Origin of the sequence: Microbispora sp. H10830 (assembly GCF_014161375.1) — a bacterium.
Lineage (GTDB): Bacteria > Actinomycetota > Actinomycetes > Streptosporangiales > Streptosporangiaceae > Microbispora > Microbispora catharanthi.
Genome location: NZ_JABBWX010000001.1, coordinates 992,843 through 1,008,663, shown reverse-complemented (window position 1 = coordinate 1,008,663; position 15,821 = coordinate 992,843). Strand labels below are relative to the sequence as shown.

14 protein-coding genes are annotated in these 15,821 nt (G+C 72.3%); 8 read left to right on the top strand and 6 right to left on the bottom strand.

What is annotated here, in order from left to right:
* Positions 1–42: 42 nt before the first annotated feature.
* The 3 genes from HHX35_RS04665 to HHX35_RS04655 all read left to right on the top strand — a co-directional run bounded on the left by HHX35_RS04665 (position 43) and on the right by HHX35_RS04655 (position 4,089).
* Complete coding sequence (locus tag HHX35_RS04665) at positions 43–1,338, top strand: aspartate aminotransferase family protein (protein WP_182897704.1); 1,296 nt, start codon at positions 43–45, stop codon at positions 1,336–1,338.
* Complete coding sequence (locus HHX35_RS04660; protein WP_182897703.1) at positions 1,325–2,818, top strand: CoA-acylating methylmalonate-semialdehyde dehydrogenase; 1,494 nt, start codon at positions 1,325–1,327, stop codon at positions 2,816–2,818. The genes HHX35_RS04665 and HHX35_RS04660 overlap by 14 nt, the downstream gene beginning before the upstream one ends.
* 71 nt (positions 2,819–2,889) lie before the next feature.
* Positions 2,890–4,089, top strand: a complete 1,200-nt coding sequence (locus HHX35_RS04655) for an extracellular solute-binding protein (RefSeq protein ID WP_182897702.1) — start codon at positions 2,890–2,892, stop codon at positions 4,087–4,089.
* Positions 4,090–4,155: 66 nt separating this feature from the next.
* Here HHX35_RS04655 and HHX35_RS04650 read toward each other — a convergent pair whose 3' ends face one another.
* Entirely contained in the window at positions 4,156–4,767 is a 612-nt protein-coding gene (locus HHX35_RS04650; protein ID WP_220504926.1) for a hypothetical protein, read from the bottom strand.
* Between the two features lie 89 nt (positions 4,768–4,856).
* On the opposite strand from HHX35_RS04650, the gene HHX35_RS04645 reads away from it, so the two are divergent.
* Entirely contained in the window at positions 4,857–5,447 is a 591-nt protein-coding gene (locus tag HHX35_RS04645; protein ID WP_182897701.1) for a TetR/AcrR family transcriptional regulator, read from the top strand.
* Positions 5,448–5,452: 5 nt separating this feature from the next.
* Here HHX35_RS04645 and HHX35_RS04640 read toward each other — a convergent pair whose 3' ends face one another.
* The 3 genes from HHX35_RS04640 to gabT all read right to left on the bottom strand — a co-directional run bounded on the left by HHX35_RS04640 (position 5,453) and on the right by gabT (position 8,457).
* Positions 5,453–6,547: a hypothetical protein gene (locus tag HHX35_RS04640; protein WP_182897700.1), complete on the bottom strand. Its 1,095-nt coding sequence runs from the start codon at positions 6,545–6,547 to the stop codon at positions 5,453–5,455.
* 141 nt (positions 6,548–6,688) lie between these two features.
* Positions 6,689–6,937, bottom strand: a complete 249-nt coding sequence (locus HHX35_RS04635) for a hypothetical protein (protein ID WP_139576006.1) — start codon at positions 6,935–6,937, stop codon at positions 6,689–6,691.
* A 170-nt stretch (positions 6,938–7,107) separates the two neighbouring features.
* Positions 7,108–8,457 carry a 4-aminobutyrate--2-oxoglutarate transaminase gene (gene gabT, locus HHX35_RS04630; RefSeq protein WP_182897699.1) on the bottom strand — a complete coding sequence of 450 codons (1,350 nt, stop codon included), beginning with the start codon at positions 8,455–8,457 and terminating at the stop codon, positions 7,108–7,110.
* A gap of 108 nt (positions 8,458–8,565) precedes the next feature.
* Here gabT and HHX35_RS04625 point away from each other — a divergent pair, with 108 nt between their 5' ends.
* A complete protein-coding gene (locus HHX35_RS04625) occupies positions 8,566–10,242 on the top strand; it encodes a PucR family transcriptional regulator (protein WP_182897698.1) in 1,677 nt (558 codons plus the stop codon).
* 6 nt (positions 10,243–10,248) lie between these two features.
* On the opposite strand, the gene HHX35_RS04620 is transcribed toward HHX35_RS04625, so the two are convergent.
* Entirely contained in the window at positions 10,249–10,878 is a 630-nt protein-coding gene (locus HHX35_RS04620) for a TetR/AcrR family transcriptional regulator (RefSeq protein WP_139576008.1), read from the bottom strand.
* A 218-nt stretch (positions 10,879–11,096) separates the two neighbouring features.
* Between HHX35_RS04620 and HHX35_RS04615 the strand changes: the two genes are divergently transcribed.
* On the top strand, positions 11,097–12,542 hold the full coding sequence (locus HHX35_RS04615) for an aldehyde dehydrogenase family protein (RefSeq protein ID WP_182897697.1): 1,446 nt from the start codon (positions 11,097–11,099) through the stop codon (positions 12,540–12,542).
* A 68-nt stretch (positions 12,543–12,610) separates the two neighbouring features.
* Here the strand turns inward: HHX35_RS04615 and HHX35_RS04610 are convergent, their stop codons facing one another.
* Positions 12,611–13,990, bottom strand: coding sequence for a S41 family peptidase (locus HHX35_RS04610; RefSeq protein WP_182897696.1), 1,380 nt, complete (start codon positions 13,988–13,990; stop codon positions 12,611–12,613).
* A gap of 87 nt (positions 13,991–14,077) precedes the next feature.
* Between HHX35_RS04610 and HHX35_RS04605 the strand changes: the two genes are divergently transcribed.
* Entirely contained in the window at positions 14,078–14,731 is a 654-nt protein-coding gene (locus HHX35_RS04605) for a response regulator transcription factor (protein ID WP_182897695.1), read from the top strand.
* Positions 14,728–15,819, top strand: coding sequence for an ATP-binding protein (locus tag HHX35_RS04600; RefSeq protein WP_182897694.1), 1,092 nt, complete (start codon positions 14,728–14,730; stop codon positions 15,817–15,819). The genes HHX35_RS04605 and HHX35_RS04600 overlap by 4 nt, the downstream gene beginning before the upstream one ends.
* Positions 15,820–15,821: the final 2 nt, after the last annotated feature.

Here is a 15,821-nt window from a genome sequence, read left to right as displayed (position 1 = left end):
TGACGGGTGAGGCGGTCGCCCGCCAGCCGGGATACTCGGAGCATGTCGGACCTTCTCGCACGCCATCGCGCGGTCATGCCGAACTGGATGGCCCTCTACTACAACGAGCCCATCGAAATCGTCGGCGGCAAGGGGAACCGCGTCGTCGACGCGAACGGGAAGAGCTACCTGGACTTCTTCGCCGGGATCCTGACCAACATGATCGGGTATGACGTGCCCGAGGTGCGGGAGGCCGTCGAGCGCCAGCTCGCCACCGGCGTCGTCCACACCTCGACGCTGTACCTCATCCGCAGCCAGGTCGAGCTGGCCGAGAAGATCGCCCGCCTGTCGGGCATTCCGGACGCCAAGGTGTTCTTCACCAACTCCGGCACGGAGGCCAACGAGACGGCCCTGCTGCTGGCCACCTACGCCCGCGGGTCCGACCAGGTGCTCGCCATGCGGCAGAGCTACCACGGCCGGTCGTTCGGCGCGGTCAGCGTGACCTCCAACCGATCGTGGAAGAACAACTCGCTGTCGCCGCTCAACGTGCACTTCCTGCACGGCGCCGACCGCCACCTCGCGCAGTTCCGCGGAATGTCGGACGCCGACTACATCGCGGCCTGTGTGGACGACCTGCGCCACGTGCTCGCCACGGCCGTCACCAAGGACGTCGCCGCGCTGATCGCCGAGCCGATCCAGGGCGTGGGCGGCTTCACCATGGCCCCCGACGGGCTGTTCGCCGCGTACAAGGAGGTCCTCGACGAGGAGGGCATCCTGTTCATCTCCGACGAGGTGCAGACCGGCTGGGGCCGTACGGGCTCGGCGTTCTTCGGGATCCAGAACCACGGCGTGACGCCCGACATGATGACCTTCGCCAAGGGGCTCGGCAACGGCTTCGCGGTCGGCGGCATCGTGGCGCGCGGCGACCTCATGGACGGGCCGCACGCCGTGGGGCTGTCCACCTTCGGCGGCAACCCGATCTCGATGGCGGCGGCCAACGCGACGCTCGACTACGTGCTCGACCGCGACCTGCAGGCCAACGCGGCGCGCACCGGCGAGATCATCGTCTCCGGGCTGCGCGAGGCCGCCGAGCGGCTGCCCGTCGTGGGCGACGTGCGGGGCAAGGGCCTGATGTTCGCGATCGAACTGGTCGACCCCGCCACCGGCGCGCCCGCCCCCGCGCTGGCCGCCCGCTTCATGGAGGAGACCAAGAGGCTCGGCCTGCTCGCCGGCAAGGGCGGACTGTACGGCAGCACCCTGCGCATGGCTCCGCCGCTCACACTCACCGAGGACGAGGCCCGCGAGGGCCTGGGCATCCTCGTCACCGCTCTGGAGGCCGTCAACGATGAAGCGCGTTAACCACTGGATCGGCGGCGCCCGGACGGGCGAGGGCGGCCGTACGGCCGACCTGTTCGACCCGGCGACCGGCGAGGTGAGCGGGCAGGTGTCGCTGGCCTCGGTCGAGGAGGTCGACGCGGCGGTGGAGGCGGCCGCGCTGGCCTTCCCCGCCTGGCGCGACGCCTCGCTCACCAAGCGCACCCAGGTCCTGTTCCGGTTCCGCGAGCTGCTCGACGCGCACCGCGACGACGTGGCCGCCCTGATCACGGCCGAGCACGGCAAGGTGCACTCCGACGCGCTTGGCGAGGTGGCCCGCGGCCTGGAGGTCGTGGAGTTCGCCTGCGGCATCCCCCACCTGCTGAAGGGCGGCTACTCGGAGAACGTCTCGACCCGGGTCGACTCCTACTCGATCCGCCAGCCGCTCGGCGTGGTGGCGGGCATCACCCCGTTCAACTTCCCGGCGATGGTCCCGATGTGGATGTTCCCGGTGGCGATCGCCTGCGGGAACACGTTCGTGCTCAAGCCCTCCGAGCGCGACCCCTCCGCGTCCCTGCTGATCGCGGAGCTGTGGCAGCGGGCCGGCCTGCCGGACGGCGTGTTCAACGTGGTCCAGGGCGACAAGGCGGCGGTGGACCGGCTGCTCGAGCACCCGGCCGTGCGGGCCGTGTCGTTCGTCGGCTCCACGCCCATCGCGCGGTACGTGTACGAGACCGGCACGGCCCACGGCAAGCGGGTGCAGGCGCTCGGCGGGGCCAAGAACCACATGCTCGTGCTGCCCGACGCCGACCTCGACCTCGTCGCCGACTCGGCCGTCTCGGCGGGCTTCGGCTCGGCGGGGGAGCGGTGCATGGCGATCTCCGTGGTGCTCGCGGTCGACCCGATCGGCGACGAGCTGGTCGAGAAGATCGTGTCGCGGGTGCGCGACCTCCAGATCGGCCCCGGGAACGACCCCGAGTCGCAGATGGGCCCGCTCGTCACCGCCGCCCACCGCGACAAGGTGGCGTCCTACCTCGACCTCGGCGTCGAGGAGGGGGCCAAGCTCGTGGTCGACGGCCGGGAGACCCCGGTGCGCGGGGACCGGGGGAACGGCTTCTGGCTCGGCCCGACCGTCCTCGACCACGTGCCGCCGAACTCCCGCGTCCACCGCGAGGAGATCTTCGGCCCGGTGCTGTCGATCGTGCGCGTCCGCTCGTACGAGGAGGGCCTGGAGCTGATCAACACCGGCGAGTACGGCAACGGCACGGCGATCTTCACCAACGACGGCGGCGCGGCCCGGCGCTTCCAGAACGAGGTCGAGGTCGGCATGATCGGCGTCAACGTGCCGATCCCGGTGCCGATGGCCTACTACAGCTTCGGCGGCTGGAAGGCCTCGCTGTTCGGCGACACCCACGTGCACGGCACCGAGGGGGTCCACTTCTACACCAGGGGCAAGGTCGTCACCTCGCGGTGGCTCGATCCCTCCCACGGCGGCGTGAACCTGGGCTTCCCGACCAACGCCTGACGCGGCGAAGGCGACGCCCCGGGCCGGTGGGGCCCAGTAGGCTCGGGGCGTCCGTCTTTCTCATGGGGGTCGTGGTGCGCCGTACACACCTGGCCGCGACGGTCGCGGCCGTGGGACTGCTCGCCGCCGCCTGCGCCGGCGGGCCCGGGCCCGCGACGGAGGTGGCCACGCCGGGCACCTCGGCGGCCGCGGCGACGACGGCCTCCGGCGGCGCAGGCCCCAGCCCGTCGTCCGGCGGTCCCACGCCCACCCCGGTCGCGTCTGTCGGGCCGGGCGAGGGAACGGTCAGCGTGGTCGCGATCGACGGGTACGCCGAGTGGGGCGGCGTCGATCCCAAGGTCAAGTGGGTCGGCACGTTCGAGAAGGAGACGGGCTGCAAGGTCAGCCTGCGCTACTACGACCCGCGCCAGGAGGAGAAGCCGGGCGACTTCCCGCCGTCGTCGTTCGACGTGATCTCCGCGACGCCCGAGGTGGGCGGCAGGCTGATGGACGACGGCAAGGCCGCCCCGCTCAACACCGCTCTCCTGGACGGCTACGACAAGATCCCCAAGCGGCTGCGCACGCTGCCGTCGGTCACCCGGGGCGAGCGGGTGTACGGCGTGCCGTACGTGTGGGCCACCAACGAGATCCTGTACGACGCCGGCCAGGTCAGTCCTGACGGCCCGGAGTCGCTCTTCACGGACAAGGGTCCCGTGATGCTCCGGGACCGTCCGCTGTCGCTGGCCGACGCCGCGCTGGTGCTCAAGGCCCAGGGCACGGACGTCGGCGAGGACATCAAGGATCCGTTCGACCTCACCGACGCCCAGCTCGACGCCGCCGCCAAGCTGTTCACCTCCGACGAGGACGGCCGCCGCGTCTTCTGGCGCGATCCCGTCGAGGTCGTCCAGGGTTTCGCGACCGGGTCCGTACGGCTCGCGCAGGCCACGCCGTACCACCTGGACGTGCTCAGGCGGGGGCACAAGCCGGTCAGGGCGCTGACGGACCGGCCGGTGACGGGATGGGCCGACGCGTGGATGGTGTCGGCCCAGGCCCCGCATCCCTCGTGCGCGTACAAGTGGCTCGACTTCACGATGTCGGCGGACGTGCAGCGCAAGGTGTCGGCCTGGATGGGCCTCGCGCCCGCCAACCCCGAGGGGTGCACCGGCGCGGCCCGCCGGATCTGCGCGGACTACCGCGCCGGCACCTCCCGGGCGTTCCAGGGCGTCTACTTCGCGGTGCGTCCCGAGGAGTACGACAAGTGGGTGGAGCGCTGGTCGCGGATCGTGTCCTGATCCGCGTTTCCTGATCCGTGTCTCCTGATCCGTGTCTCCTCATTCGGGCCGCGAACGGGGCGCCGCTCAGTTCTGTTCGCCGGTGCTCTGCGGTGCCCGGTCGTGGTGGGACTCGCGGGCATCCAGGGGTGGGCGGCTGTCCAGCGGCGCACGCGTGGGGAAGACGGTGCAGGCGAGCGGCCAGAACACCAGCCAGACCACCAGGGCGAACGTCAGGCGACCGGCCCACTCCAGGAGCGCCGCCCCGCGTCCGAGGTCGCCGATGACCACGACGCCGGCCAGCAGCAGGCCGCAGGCGACGGCCCAGCCGATCATGCCCTTGCCCCAGGCGCGCCATTCGTATCGGGCACGCTCCCTGCCGTAACGCTTGCGCCGGTCGGGTGGCGGCCCCCCGGCGTAGCGGTGGGCGAACCTGACGTCGGCCCACCGCACCATGTCGTGCCCGAAGGCGACGGTGAACCCCAGGTAGGCCGCGGCCAGTCCGTGCGTGAACTCCGCCCGCCCGCCGTCGCGGAGGTCGGCCACGCTCGCGACGAGGAGGACAAGGTCCACCAATGGGACGGCGAGCAGCAGCAGGCCGCCGAGCCGTCGCCTGCGTAGGAGGTATCGGACGGCGAGCCCCGCGCCCAGCAGCACCCAGAACGCGACCTCGCAGGCGACGATCAGTCCGAACAGCATCGCGACTCCTTTTTCGCACGGAGTGCTACAAACCCTTTTTCACACATCGTGCTATAAAAATCGAGCGGGTGCGTGGTTGGAGGAGCGCTGTGCCGAAGATCGTGGACCACCGGGTGCGGCGGGAGGAGATCGCCGAGGCGTTGTGGCGGGTCGTCCGCCGGGACGGCGTGGGCGCCGCCACCGTCCGCAGCATCGCGGCGGAGGCCGGCTGGTCACCGAGCGCGCTGCGGCACTACTTCTCGACCCAGGCGGAGTTGCTCGCCTTCGCGATGGAGCACGTCATCACGCGGGTCCGCGCGCGTATCGAGACCACCGACTTCCGCGGCCCCGTCCGCGTCGCCGTACGCCGCCTGCTGGAGGAGCTGCTGCCCATGGACGCGGAGCGGCGCGCGGAGGCCGAGGTCTGGCTGCAGCTGGCCGCGCTCAGCCAGGGCGACCCGGCCGCCACCGGCTGGTTGCGCCGCGCGGACGACGGCGTGGGGGAGGCGGCGACTCTGGCCGTCCGCGCGCTCGCCGAGGAGGGGGAGCTCGCCGGCCATCGGGACGCCGCGTTCGAGGCGGCGCGGCTACACGCCCTCATCGACGGTCTGACCATCCACGTCCTGGCCCGGCCGGATTCGATGCCGCCGGACCGCGTGAGCGCCGTGCTGGCCGCCCATCTGGAGGATCTGGCGACCTGAGGACGTCACGAGGCCGGGGGAAGCTTCGCGACCGCGGCCTGGAGGGCCGGTCCGGAGATGTCGGCGAACCCCCCGCCCGGATAGTCGACCAGCCACACGTGCAGCATGTCGGTCTCCCCGGGCGGGTCGCAGAGGGGGCAGGTGTGGGAGTGCCACGGCGTGAGCGGGCCTATCGCCGGTCCCCGGGCGCCCGGCGGCATGACGAACACCGCGCCCAGCAGGGTCTTCCCCTCGTGGTAGACCAGCACCTCCGGCTGTGCCGGGTCGAGGACCAGACCGTCCTGCAGCAGCGCGGGGTTGGCGAGCTGCTGGACGCCGTCGTTGTCGGTCCAGACCCGGTAGCCCGCCCGCTCCGCGTCCGCCGCCGTCGGCAGACGACCGGCGGTCTCCCGCCGTACCGCCGCCGCCAGGGCCTGCGCCGCGCTCGACGCGGCGTCGGCCGCCACCACGCCCGCGCCCTGGGTGAGGGGCCCCCCGGCCGCCGCCGTGGCCGGCGGCTGCGGTGCCCCGTGGTGGTGATGTCCCGCGAGCGGTCCCGGTGAGCTCGTGGCGGGGCGCGCGACCAGGATCTCGTCGAAGGCCGTGGTGCCCCAGGAGGTGAAGCTGACGCCGACCGCGGCGGCGACCAGGCAGGCGACCACGGCCGCGCCCACACCTCCCGCTGATGGGCCCCGGCCGGTGAGAAGGCCGATCGGCCGGCGGGAGCGGGCGCCGTCGTCGTCCGTGACCGACGCGTACGCGACGAGGGCCGGCGCGGCCGCCGCGAGCAGCGTCTCCAGGAGAGCCGCGAGCGCCTCGGGGGCGCCTCCGGGGTCGGGGGTCCACGCGTCGGGGCCGAGAGGAAGCCCGGCCGTCCTGCCGACCAGCCAGATCACGACCAGGGCGAGGTTGACGAACCCGCCGGTCAGCACCACCGCCTGCGTGGGACGGAGGAGCAGGGCGGCCGCCCAGGCCAGTTGCAGGCATCCCGCGACGGCGAACAGCGCGCCGTGTCCGGGAGACGCGGCGAAGTGGCCGGGGATCACGCCGAAGTGGATCGCGGCCGATCCTGCGGCCGGCGCGGCCAGAGTCAGCGGCGGCGCGCCGCGCATTTTGTCCACATTGCGCATTATTGGGCGCAATGATCTCGATAGGGAAGGCCCGAAAATAGGAGCAACCCGGCACTGGGGCAGACGCCGTGGATGGGGCACGCCGCGGGCCGACCACGGGCCGGCCGAGCTGAGCCGGGGTGAAACGGGTGGTCAGGACATGGCCGCCCGGGAGCGGCGGGGCAGCGGCACCTTGCCCTCCGGGGCGGGCAGCAGGGCCTCGGCGCAGTCGTCGCAGGCGTGGACGGGGGCGTTGTCGGGCAGCATGCCGACCTTGACCCGGGGGCGGGGCCACTTCTTGTGGCAGACGACGCAGGCGTCGCCGTCGCGCTGCGTGGTGGTGAGGCCGGCAGGGTCGAACGTCAGCATGAGCCGCTCGGCGCCGTTCGGGTTCCAGCCCATCAAAGTCCCCCCTCGATCGCCTATCGGAACCGTTATAACGCGGTTACCCTTCGTGATCGGCGCGAGTCGGGCCAAGCGATGGTTAAATCGAGGCATAACGCAAGCCGTACAACAACAAAAGGGACACCTTGGAACAGACCGGGTGCCCCTTTTGGTGTTGTTCAAACTGTCTAGTCCACGTTGAGCGTCTTTTCCAGAATGGAGAGGCCCTCTTCGAGCAGGTGGTCCGGGATCACCAGCGGCGGCAGGAAGCGCAGCACGTTGCCGTACGTTCCCGCGGTGAGCACGAGCAGGCCCTGCTCGTGGCACCTGCGCGCGATCTCGGCGGCCGGGTAGGGCTCCTTGGTCCCCGGGACCACGAGCTCGACGGCGATCATCGCGCCGCGCCCGCGCACGTCCCCGACGATCGGGTTGTGCTCCTGGATGGCGCGCAGGCGGGGCAGCATGACCTCGCCGATGTGCCGGGCGCGCTCGACGAGCTTGTCCTGCTCGATGGTCTCCAGCACGCCCAGGGCCGCCTCGCAGGCGAGCGGGTTGCCGCCGTACGTGCCGCCGAGACCGCCGCTGTGGACGTGGTCGAGCAGGTCGGCCCTGCCGGTCACGGCCGCCAGCGGAAGGCCGCCGGCGATGCCCTTGGCGGTGGTGATGATGTCCGGGACGATGCCCTCGTCCTCGCAGGCGAACATGTGGCCGGTGCGGGCGAAGCCCGTCTGCACCTCGTCGGCGATGAAGACGATGCCGTTGGCGCGGCAGAACTCGACGATCTTCGGCAGGAAGCCGCGGGCCGGCTCGATGAAGCCGCCCTCGCCCGCGATCGGCTCGATGAGCACCGCCGCGACGTTCTCCGCGCCGATCTGCTTGTTGATCATGTCGATCGCCTGGGCCGCGGCCTCCTCGGCGCAGTTGTCCGGGCCGGTCGGCCAGCGGAAGGGGTAGGCGAGCGGCACCCGGTACACCTCGGGCGCGAACGGCCCGAACCCGTGCTTGTACGGCATGCTCTTGGCCGTCAGCGTCATCGTGAGCAGCGTGCGGCCGTGGTAGCCGTGGTCGAAGACGACGACCGCCTGCCGTCCGGTGGCGTGGCGGGCGACCTTGACCGCGTTCTCGACGGCCTCCGCGCCGCTGTTGACCAGGAACGTGCGCTTCTCGTGGTCGCCGGGCGTGAGCTCGTTGAGCTTCTCGCACACCGAGACGTACGACTCGTACGGGGCGACCATGAAACAGGTGTGGGTGAAGTCGGCGACCTGCTTCTGCACGCGCTCGACGACCCGGGGGGCGGCGTTGCCGACGTTGGTCACGGCGATGCCGGAGCCGAAGTCGATCAGAGAGTTGCCGTCCGCGTCGACGATCACACCGCCGCCCGCGTGGGTCACGAAGACGGGCAGCGTGGTGCCGATGCCCGGAGGCACGGCGGACTGCTTGCGCGCGAACAGTTCGCGCGACCGCGGGCCGGGGATCTCGGTGACGAGGCGGCGCTCCTGCGGGAGCTGCGGGCCGCCGTGCGTGGTGGCAGTGCTCATATCTCCGACGGTACGGCCGCCGCCTCCACCAGCCGATATGCCGCTATGTCACAATGTAGGCGTACTTTTGGCCGGTGAGGACAAGCCGGGTGTTCGGGGGGAAGAGCAGTGGCACCCACGCTGCGCCGGATCACCGCGATCGTACCGCTCCACCTGGAGGTGCTCGCCGGGCGGAACGGCCTCGACCGCTCCGTCCGCTGGGTCGCGGTGAGCGAGCTTGAGGACCCCACGCCGTTCCTCGAGGGCGGCGAACTGGTGCTCACGACCGGCATGCGCCTGTCCGCCGGCGACGCCGTGCCGTACGTCTCCCGGCTCGTGACCCGGGGAGTCACCGGGCTGGGATTCGGGGTGGGGCTGAGCCACGACGCGGTGCCGCCCGCCTTCGCCGAGGCGGCCGAGGCCGCCGGGCTGCCGCTGGTCGAGGTGCCGAGGGCCACGCCCTTCATCGCGATCGGCAAGGCCGTCAGCGACCTGCTCGCGGGGGAGCAGTACGAGGAGATCAGCCGCGCCTTCGCCGCGCAGGGCAGGCTCACCCGCGCCGCCCTCCAGCGGGAGGGGCCGGTGGCCGTGGTGGACCGGCTGGCCCGGGAGATCGGCGGCTGGGCGCTGCTGCTCGACCCCGCGGGCGCCGTACGGCACGCCGCCGACGCGACCGGCCGCCGCACTGCCGACAGGCATGCCGGTCCGGGTGACAGGCGCGGCGCGGCGGGGGACTGGGCGCGGGAGACGGCCCGGTCGCTGGAGCCCGAGATCGCCCGGCTGCGGAGCGCGCCGTCCCTGGCGAGCCTCGCCCTGTCCACCCCGGACGAGCACGTCGTGGTCCAGCCGCTGGGCCGGAGGGGATTCTTCGCGGTGGGATCGCCGCGGCCGTTCTCGCCCATCGCGCACACGGTCGTCAACGCGGCCGGGTCCCTGCTGACGCTGGCGCTGGAACAGGGCAGGGAGCAGCGGTCCGCGGCGGCGCAGGTGCGGTCGGCGGTGCTCCGGCTGCTGCTGGCCGGTGAGGTGCGGGCGGCCGCGGAGACGCTGGCGGCCCTGGGCATGCGGCTGCCGGGGGAGCCGGTCACGGTCCTCGCCTGCGACACCTCCGATCCGGAGGCGCTGACCGAGGCCCTGACGGGCACGTTCACCGCGCCCTGCGAAGGGCTGCTCGTCGTGCTGGCCCCGGACGCGCATGCCGACGAGGTCGCCGCGCTGGCCGCACAGCACGGCCGGGTGGGTGTCAGCGCGCCCGGTGTGGAGATCGCCCGTTCCGAGGGCCGCGTGGACAGCCGTATGGACAGCCGTGTGGAACCCTCTGCGGCCGGATCGGCGGCCCGAAGCGCGTCCCGCCCGGATCTCGCCACCGGGCTCGACCGTGTCTTCGATGGCGCTCCCGGCCGTGCCTCCGATCGTGCCTCCGATCGCGCCCCCGACCGGGCCCTCGCCACCGCCCTCGACCGGGCCCTCGACCAGGCGCGTCGGGCGCTCGTCTCGGCCTCACCGGTGGCGCGCTTCAGCGAACTCGCCGGGCGCGGGCTGCTGTCGCTGCTCGATCCCGCCGCCGCCGCGTCGTTCGCGGCGGCGATCCTCGCGCCGCTCCGCGAGTACGGCTCGCGCGCCGACCTGGTCGAGTCGCTGCGCGCCTACCTGGCCAGCAACGGCCATTGGGACGCCGCGGCGCAGCGCCTGGGCGTGCACCGGCACACGCTGCGATACCGGATGAAGCGGGTGAGCGAGCTGCTCGGGCGTGATCTGGACGATCCCGCGGTGCGGGCCGAGCTGTGGATCGCGCTGTGCCTGTGACGCCGGTCAGGCCGAGGGGCGCGCGAGGAAAGCGCGGACGGCGGCGTCGGTGACGATCTCGTAGGTCTTGCCGTCGGGCAGATGCCCGGCACGTTCCAGGCTGAGCGCGCCCTGAGCCGCGGCCCACAGCGCGTCGGCGATCTTCCTCGGCTGGGTGGGCACGAGGTGACCGGCGGAGATGCAGTCGGCGATCACCCGGTCGACGATGTTGAGCGCGGCCCTCGCGAGGGTGCGCGCGCGCTCGCTCGGCACGAACCCGGGGATGGCCCGCTCGAACATGAGACTGTAGTAGCCGGGCTCGGCCAGCGCCGCCTCCCGGTAGGCGGGACCGAGCAGGCTCAGATGCTCCAGCGGGTCGTTGCGCTGCGGCACGGCCTCCAGCCTGCGCCGAAACCGCTCGAAGCCCTCCAGGTAGAGCGCCTCGGCCAGGCCCTCCTTGCTGCCGAACATCGTGTAGATGACCTGGGTAGAGCAGCCGGCCTCGGCGGCGATCCTGCGCACGGTGAGGCTCTCCGGCCCGGCCTTGGCGAGCAGGTCGTTGGCGACGTCGAGGAGACGGGTGCGTAACTCGTCGTAGTTGCTGCGATGGCCGCGTGCGTAGGCACCCTGAAGACCGAGCGGCGCCGGCGTACCCATCAGCGACGAGCCCTTCTCATATTGGGGGTCCCGCGACAGACCCGGATGATGACTTAACCATGCCGCTCGGCTTTCAAACCGCAGTGAAACAGAAAACATCATGAAATTGCCGCGCATCTGTGACATGTGAGAAGTTGTCCATGATGGCGCGACAGGGGACGGTGATTGGCCCGTCCGGAGTAGCGACCGGCTCCCACCAGCTGGCATAGCGTGAAGACATGGACGTAGGCCGCACTTCCGAACCCCGCCCCTTCTGGCTCGCCGGGCGCCCCGCGACGGGAGACGCCGAGCAGGCCGTGACCAATTCTCACGACGGCCGGGTCGTCGGCGTCCACTCGGTGCCGACCCCCGAGCAGGTCGAGCAGGCCGTGGCCGCCGCGGACGCCGTGCGCAAGCAGGCCGCCGCGCTGCCCATCCACGTCCGCGCCGAGGCACTGGCCCACGTGGCCCGGCGGCTGACCGAGCGCGCCGAGGAGATCGCCCGCCTGATCAGCGAGGAGAACGGCAAGCCGATCTTCTGGGCGCGCGGCGAGGTGGGCCGCGCGATCTCGACGTTCCGCTTCGGCGCAGAGGAGGCCCGCCGCTTCAGCGGCGAGGTGCAGCGGCTCGACACCGAGCCCGCCGCGCAGGGCCGGCTCGCCTACGTCTCGCGCGTGCCGTACGGCCCGGTGCTGGCGATCACGCCGTTCAACTTCCCGCTCAACCTGGTGGCCCACAAGGTCGCTCCCGCCATCGCCGTGGGCGCGCCCATCGTGATCAAGCCCGCGCCCGCGACCCCGCTGTCGGCGCTCGTCCTCGGCGAGATCCTGGCCGAGACCGACCTGCCGGAGGGCATGTTCTCCGTGCTGCCGGTGCCCAACGACCGCGCGTCGTCCCTCGTGGAGGACCCGCGGCTGCCGGTCATCTCCTTCACCGGCTCAGGCCCGGTCGGCTATTCGATCATGGACAGCGTGCCGCGCAAGCACGTCACGCTGGAACTCGGCGGCAACGCCGCCGCGGTCGTGCTGGCCGACGCCGACCTCGAGTGGGCGGCGAGCCGCGTGGCGCTGTTCTCCAATTACCAGGCGGGCCAGAGCTGCATCGCGGTGCAGCGGGTGATCGTGGAGGACGCGGTCGCCGACGCGTTCACCGACAAGCTCGTCGCCGCCGTCGGCTCGCTCGTGACGGGCGACCCCGCGGACGACAAGACACAGGTCGGCCCCCTCGTCAGCGAGGACGCCGCGGTCCGCGTCGAGAGCTGGGTCAACGAGGCCGTCTCGGCCGGGGCGCGCCTGCTGGCGGGCGGCACCAGGGACGGCGCGACCGTCGCCCCCACCGTGCTGGCCGACGTGCCCGCCGACGCCAAGGTGGCCCGCGAGGAGGTCTTCGGGCCCGTCATGATCGTGCAGCGGGTCGCCTCGGTCGACGAGGCGTTCGCCGCGGTCAACGACTCCCGGTACGGCCTGCAGGCCGGGGTCTTCACCCGCAGCCTGGACGTCGCCTTCCGGGCCAACCGCGAGCTCGAGGTCGGCGGCGTCATCATCGGCGACGTGCCGTCCTACCGGGCCGACCAGATGCCGTACGGCGGGGTCAAGGAGTCGGGCGTGGGCCGCGAGGGGCTGCGTTCGGCCATGGAGGACCTCACCTACGAGAAGGTCATGGTGCTCACCGGCCTCACGCTGTAGAACCACGCGTCCGAGGGGGCCCGGGGGACCACCGTCTCCCGGGCCCCCTCGTCGTGGGGGAGGCGACTTCAGAGGAGACTCAGCGCCTTGGCGAGGCCGGGGTCGCGGCCCGTGGCCAGGTCGAGGGCCGTCATGGGGGCGTAGTGGTCGACGGGGACGCCGACGGTGTCGATGATCTCCCGGGCCGGCCCGAGGTGCCGGACCTTGGGCAGCAGCAGCACACTGTTGTCGTCGAGCAGGTACGCCTCGGCCGGGCCGGAGACGGCCCCCGCGGTGCGGGTCCCGACGAGGTTGCCCAGGCCGTTGTCCTTCACGGCCCCGCTGAAGTCCTCGCAGGCCGAGGCGCACGCGCGGTCGGTGAGCACGACCAGGCGCAGCCCGAGCAGCGGGACGGAGTCGTCGGTGCGGTTGGCCGCGCAGTCACCCTGCAGCGGGCAGAAGTAGCTCGTGACCTTGCCGTGCGCGAACGCGCCGAGCAGCCGCGTCACCTCGCGCGGCGACCCGCCGCCGTTGCCGCGCAGGTCGATGACCGCGGCCTTCGTCGTGTCCTTCAGCTTGGCGATGACCTGGTCGGCCGCGCCCTGGAAGAACCCGGGCACCTGGACGTAGGTGACGCCGCCGGGGAGCGTCTTCGACGTCACCGCCCGCTCCTGCTCTTCGAGGGGACCCTCCGTGAGCTTCACGGTCCGGACGCGTCCCGTCGTGGGCCGCTTCAGCGTGAGCCGTACGGTGCTGGAGGCGAACGTGTCGATGAGGCTCTGGTTCACCTTGTCCCCGATGAACGCCGGTACCCCGTCGACCTTCTCGAGGATGTCGCCGGGCCGGATGCCGGCCTTGTCCGCCGGGCTGCCGGGCAGGACGCGGGTGATGAACAGGGGCGGCCGGGCGGCCGGGTCCAACCGCCCGCCCTGCGCGGCCGACAGGCCGGCGATGCCCGTCCCCACCGGTCCGTCCTCCGACGGGGGAGTGATCTTCTCCACCCGGGCGTGGTTGTCGTGGAGCCCCGCGACCATGCCGGTGATCGCGGCGTGCAGCGCCGCCGGGTCGCCGGTGCCGATCACGTCGGCGAACGCGGCCCAGTCGGCGTCGCGGTTCCCCGTCAGCGCGGGCAGGCGGAGGCCGGCCTTGTCGGCCCCGCGACGCATCAGCTCCTGGGTGTACGCCGCGAGGGCGTCCCGCAGCAGGACTTTCGAATCCAGCACGGGCCCGCTGTAGTAGTTGTCCAGCACGCACTCGTACGCCTGCCGGAGCGTGTTCACCGACGTCGGCGGCGCGGACTCGGGCGGCGGCGCGGTTATCCGGGCGCACGCGCCGTCCGTGGTGGCCTGCACGGTGGTGGCCTGCACGGTGGCGGCCAGCACGGTGGCGGCCTGCGCGGCAGGGGCCGGGAGAGAAGCGGACAGGGTGCCGGCCGTCAGCAGGACGGCGGCGCAGACAGTTCTGATCATGCCCGTCAGCGTGGCCGCCGACGGGTTGCACGGCCGTGAACGACACCGTTAACGCCGCTGTTACCGCACCTGCGGTACGAACGGGGCATGCGGGTTCTCGTGGCCGAAGACGAGCGCGACCTGGCCGACCTCGTCGCGATGGGACTGCGCCGCCAGGCCATGGCGGTCGACGTCGTGTACGACGGCGCCGCCGCGGCCGAGCGGCTGGCGGTCAGCGACTACGACGTCCTCGTGCTGGACCGCGACCTGCCCGGGCTGCACGGCGACCTCGTGTGCCGCGAGCTGGTGGCGCGCGGGAGCCGTACGCGGATCCTGATGATGACGGCGGCGTCGTCGGTGCCGGAGCGGGTCGCAGGCCTCGGCATGGGAGCCGACGACTACCTGCCCAAACCCTTCGACTTCACCGAACTGGTCGCGCGGGTGCGGGCGCTGGGACGGCGCAGCCGGGACCAGGTGCCTCCGGTGCTGAGCCGGCACGGGATCGTGCTCGACACGCATCGGCTCCAGGCGTCCAGGGACGGCCGGCACCTGCACCTGTCGCTCAAGGAGTTCGCCGTCCTGGAGGTGCTGATGCGGGCGGAGGGCGCGGTGGTGAGCGCCGAGCGGCTCCTGGAGGAGGCGTGGGACGAGAACGCCGACCCCTTCACGACCGTGGTGCGGGTCGTGGTCAGCCGCCTGCGCGCGAAACTGGGCGACCCGCCGTGCATCCAGACCGTCCCCGGCGCCGGATATCTGCTGTGACGACGGTCCGCGTACGGCTCACGCTGATCTACTCGGGGCTCTTCCTGCTCACCTCCGTCGTGCTGCTGGTCATCGTCAACACGCTGTTGCGCGTGGCGCTGCACTCGCGGATCGAGCGCTTTTCCCCGTCTCCCATGGGAGAGGCCCCGGCGGCCCCGGCCGCCCCGCTCCCCGGAGCGGAGGTGGAGCGGTTCCCGCCGCTGTCGGAGCTGGCGCGGGACGTGATCCACTATCAGTGGGACGTGAGCGCGCTGGCGATCGGGGTCCTGACCCTGGTGTCGGTGGCCGTGGGATGGGTGATCGCGGGGCGGATCCTGCGGCCTCTCCACCGGATCACCGCCACCGCGCAGCGGCTGTCCCTGTCCACCCTGCACGAGCGGATCGCCCTCGGCGGGCCGCGGGACGAGCTGAAGGAGCTGGCGGACACGTTCGACGCCATGCTCGACCGGCTGGAGCGTTCCGTCGAGGGGCAGCGCCGCTTCATCGCGAACGCGTCCCACGAGCTGCGGACCCCGCTGGCCGTGCAGCGGGCGGCGATCGAGATCGGCCTGCCCGAGGACGTCGGGGAGATCCGCGACAAGCTCCTGCTCCACAACCACCGCATCGAGAGCCTCATCGACGCCCTGCTGGTCCTCTCCCAGGCCGAGCACGGCCTGGAGAGGCGGAGCCGGGTGGCCCTGGACGAGGTCGTACGGCTGGTCCTGGCGGAGGGGGACCGCGGCGAGGTGGCCGTCACGGCCCGGATCGAACCGTTCACCGTCCACGGCGACCCGGTCCTGCTCAACCGGCTCGTCACCAACCTCGTCGACAACGCCGTGCGCTACAACCACCCCGGCGGCGCCGTCGAGGTGACGCTCGCCGGGGGCGTGCTGACGGTCCGCAACACCGGCCCCGAGGTGCCGGCCGAACGCTTCGGCGACCTCTTCGCGCCCTTCCGGCGCCTGCACACGACGCGAGGGCAGGGCGCGGGGCTCGGGCTGTCGATCGTCGCCTCGATCGCGACGGCGCACGGGGCCGCCGTGGGGGCGCGCCCGAATCCCGGTGGCGGCCTCGAGGTCGCCGTGACGTTCCCGGCGGTCGTCCCATAAGC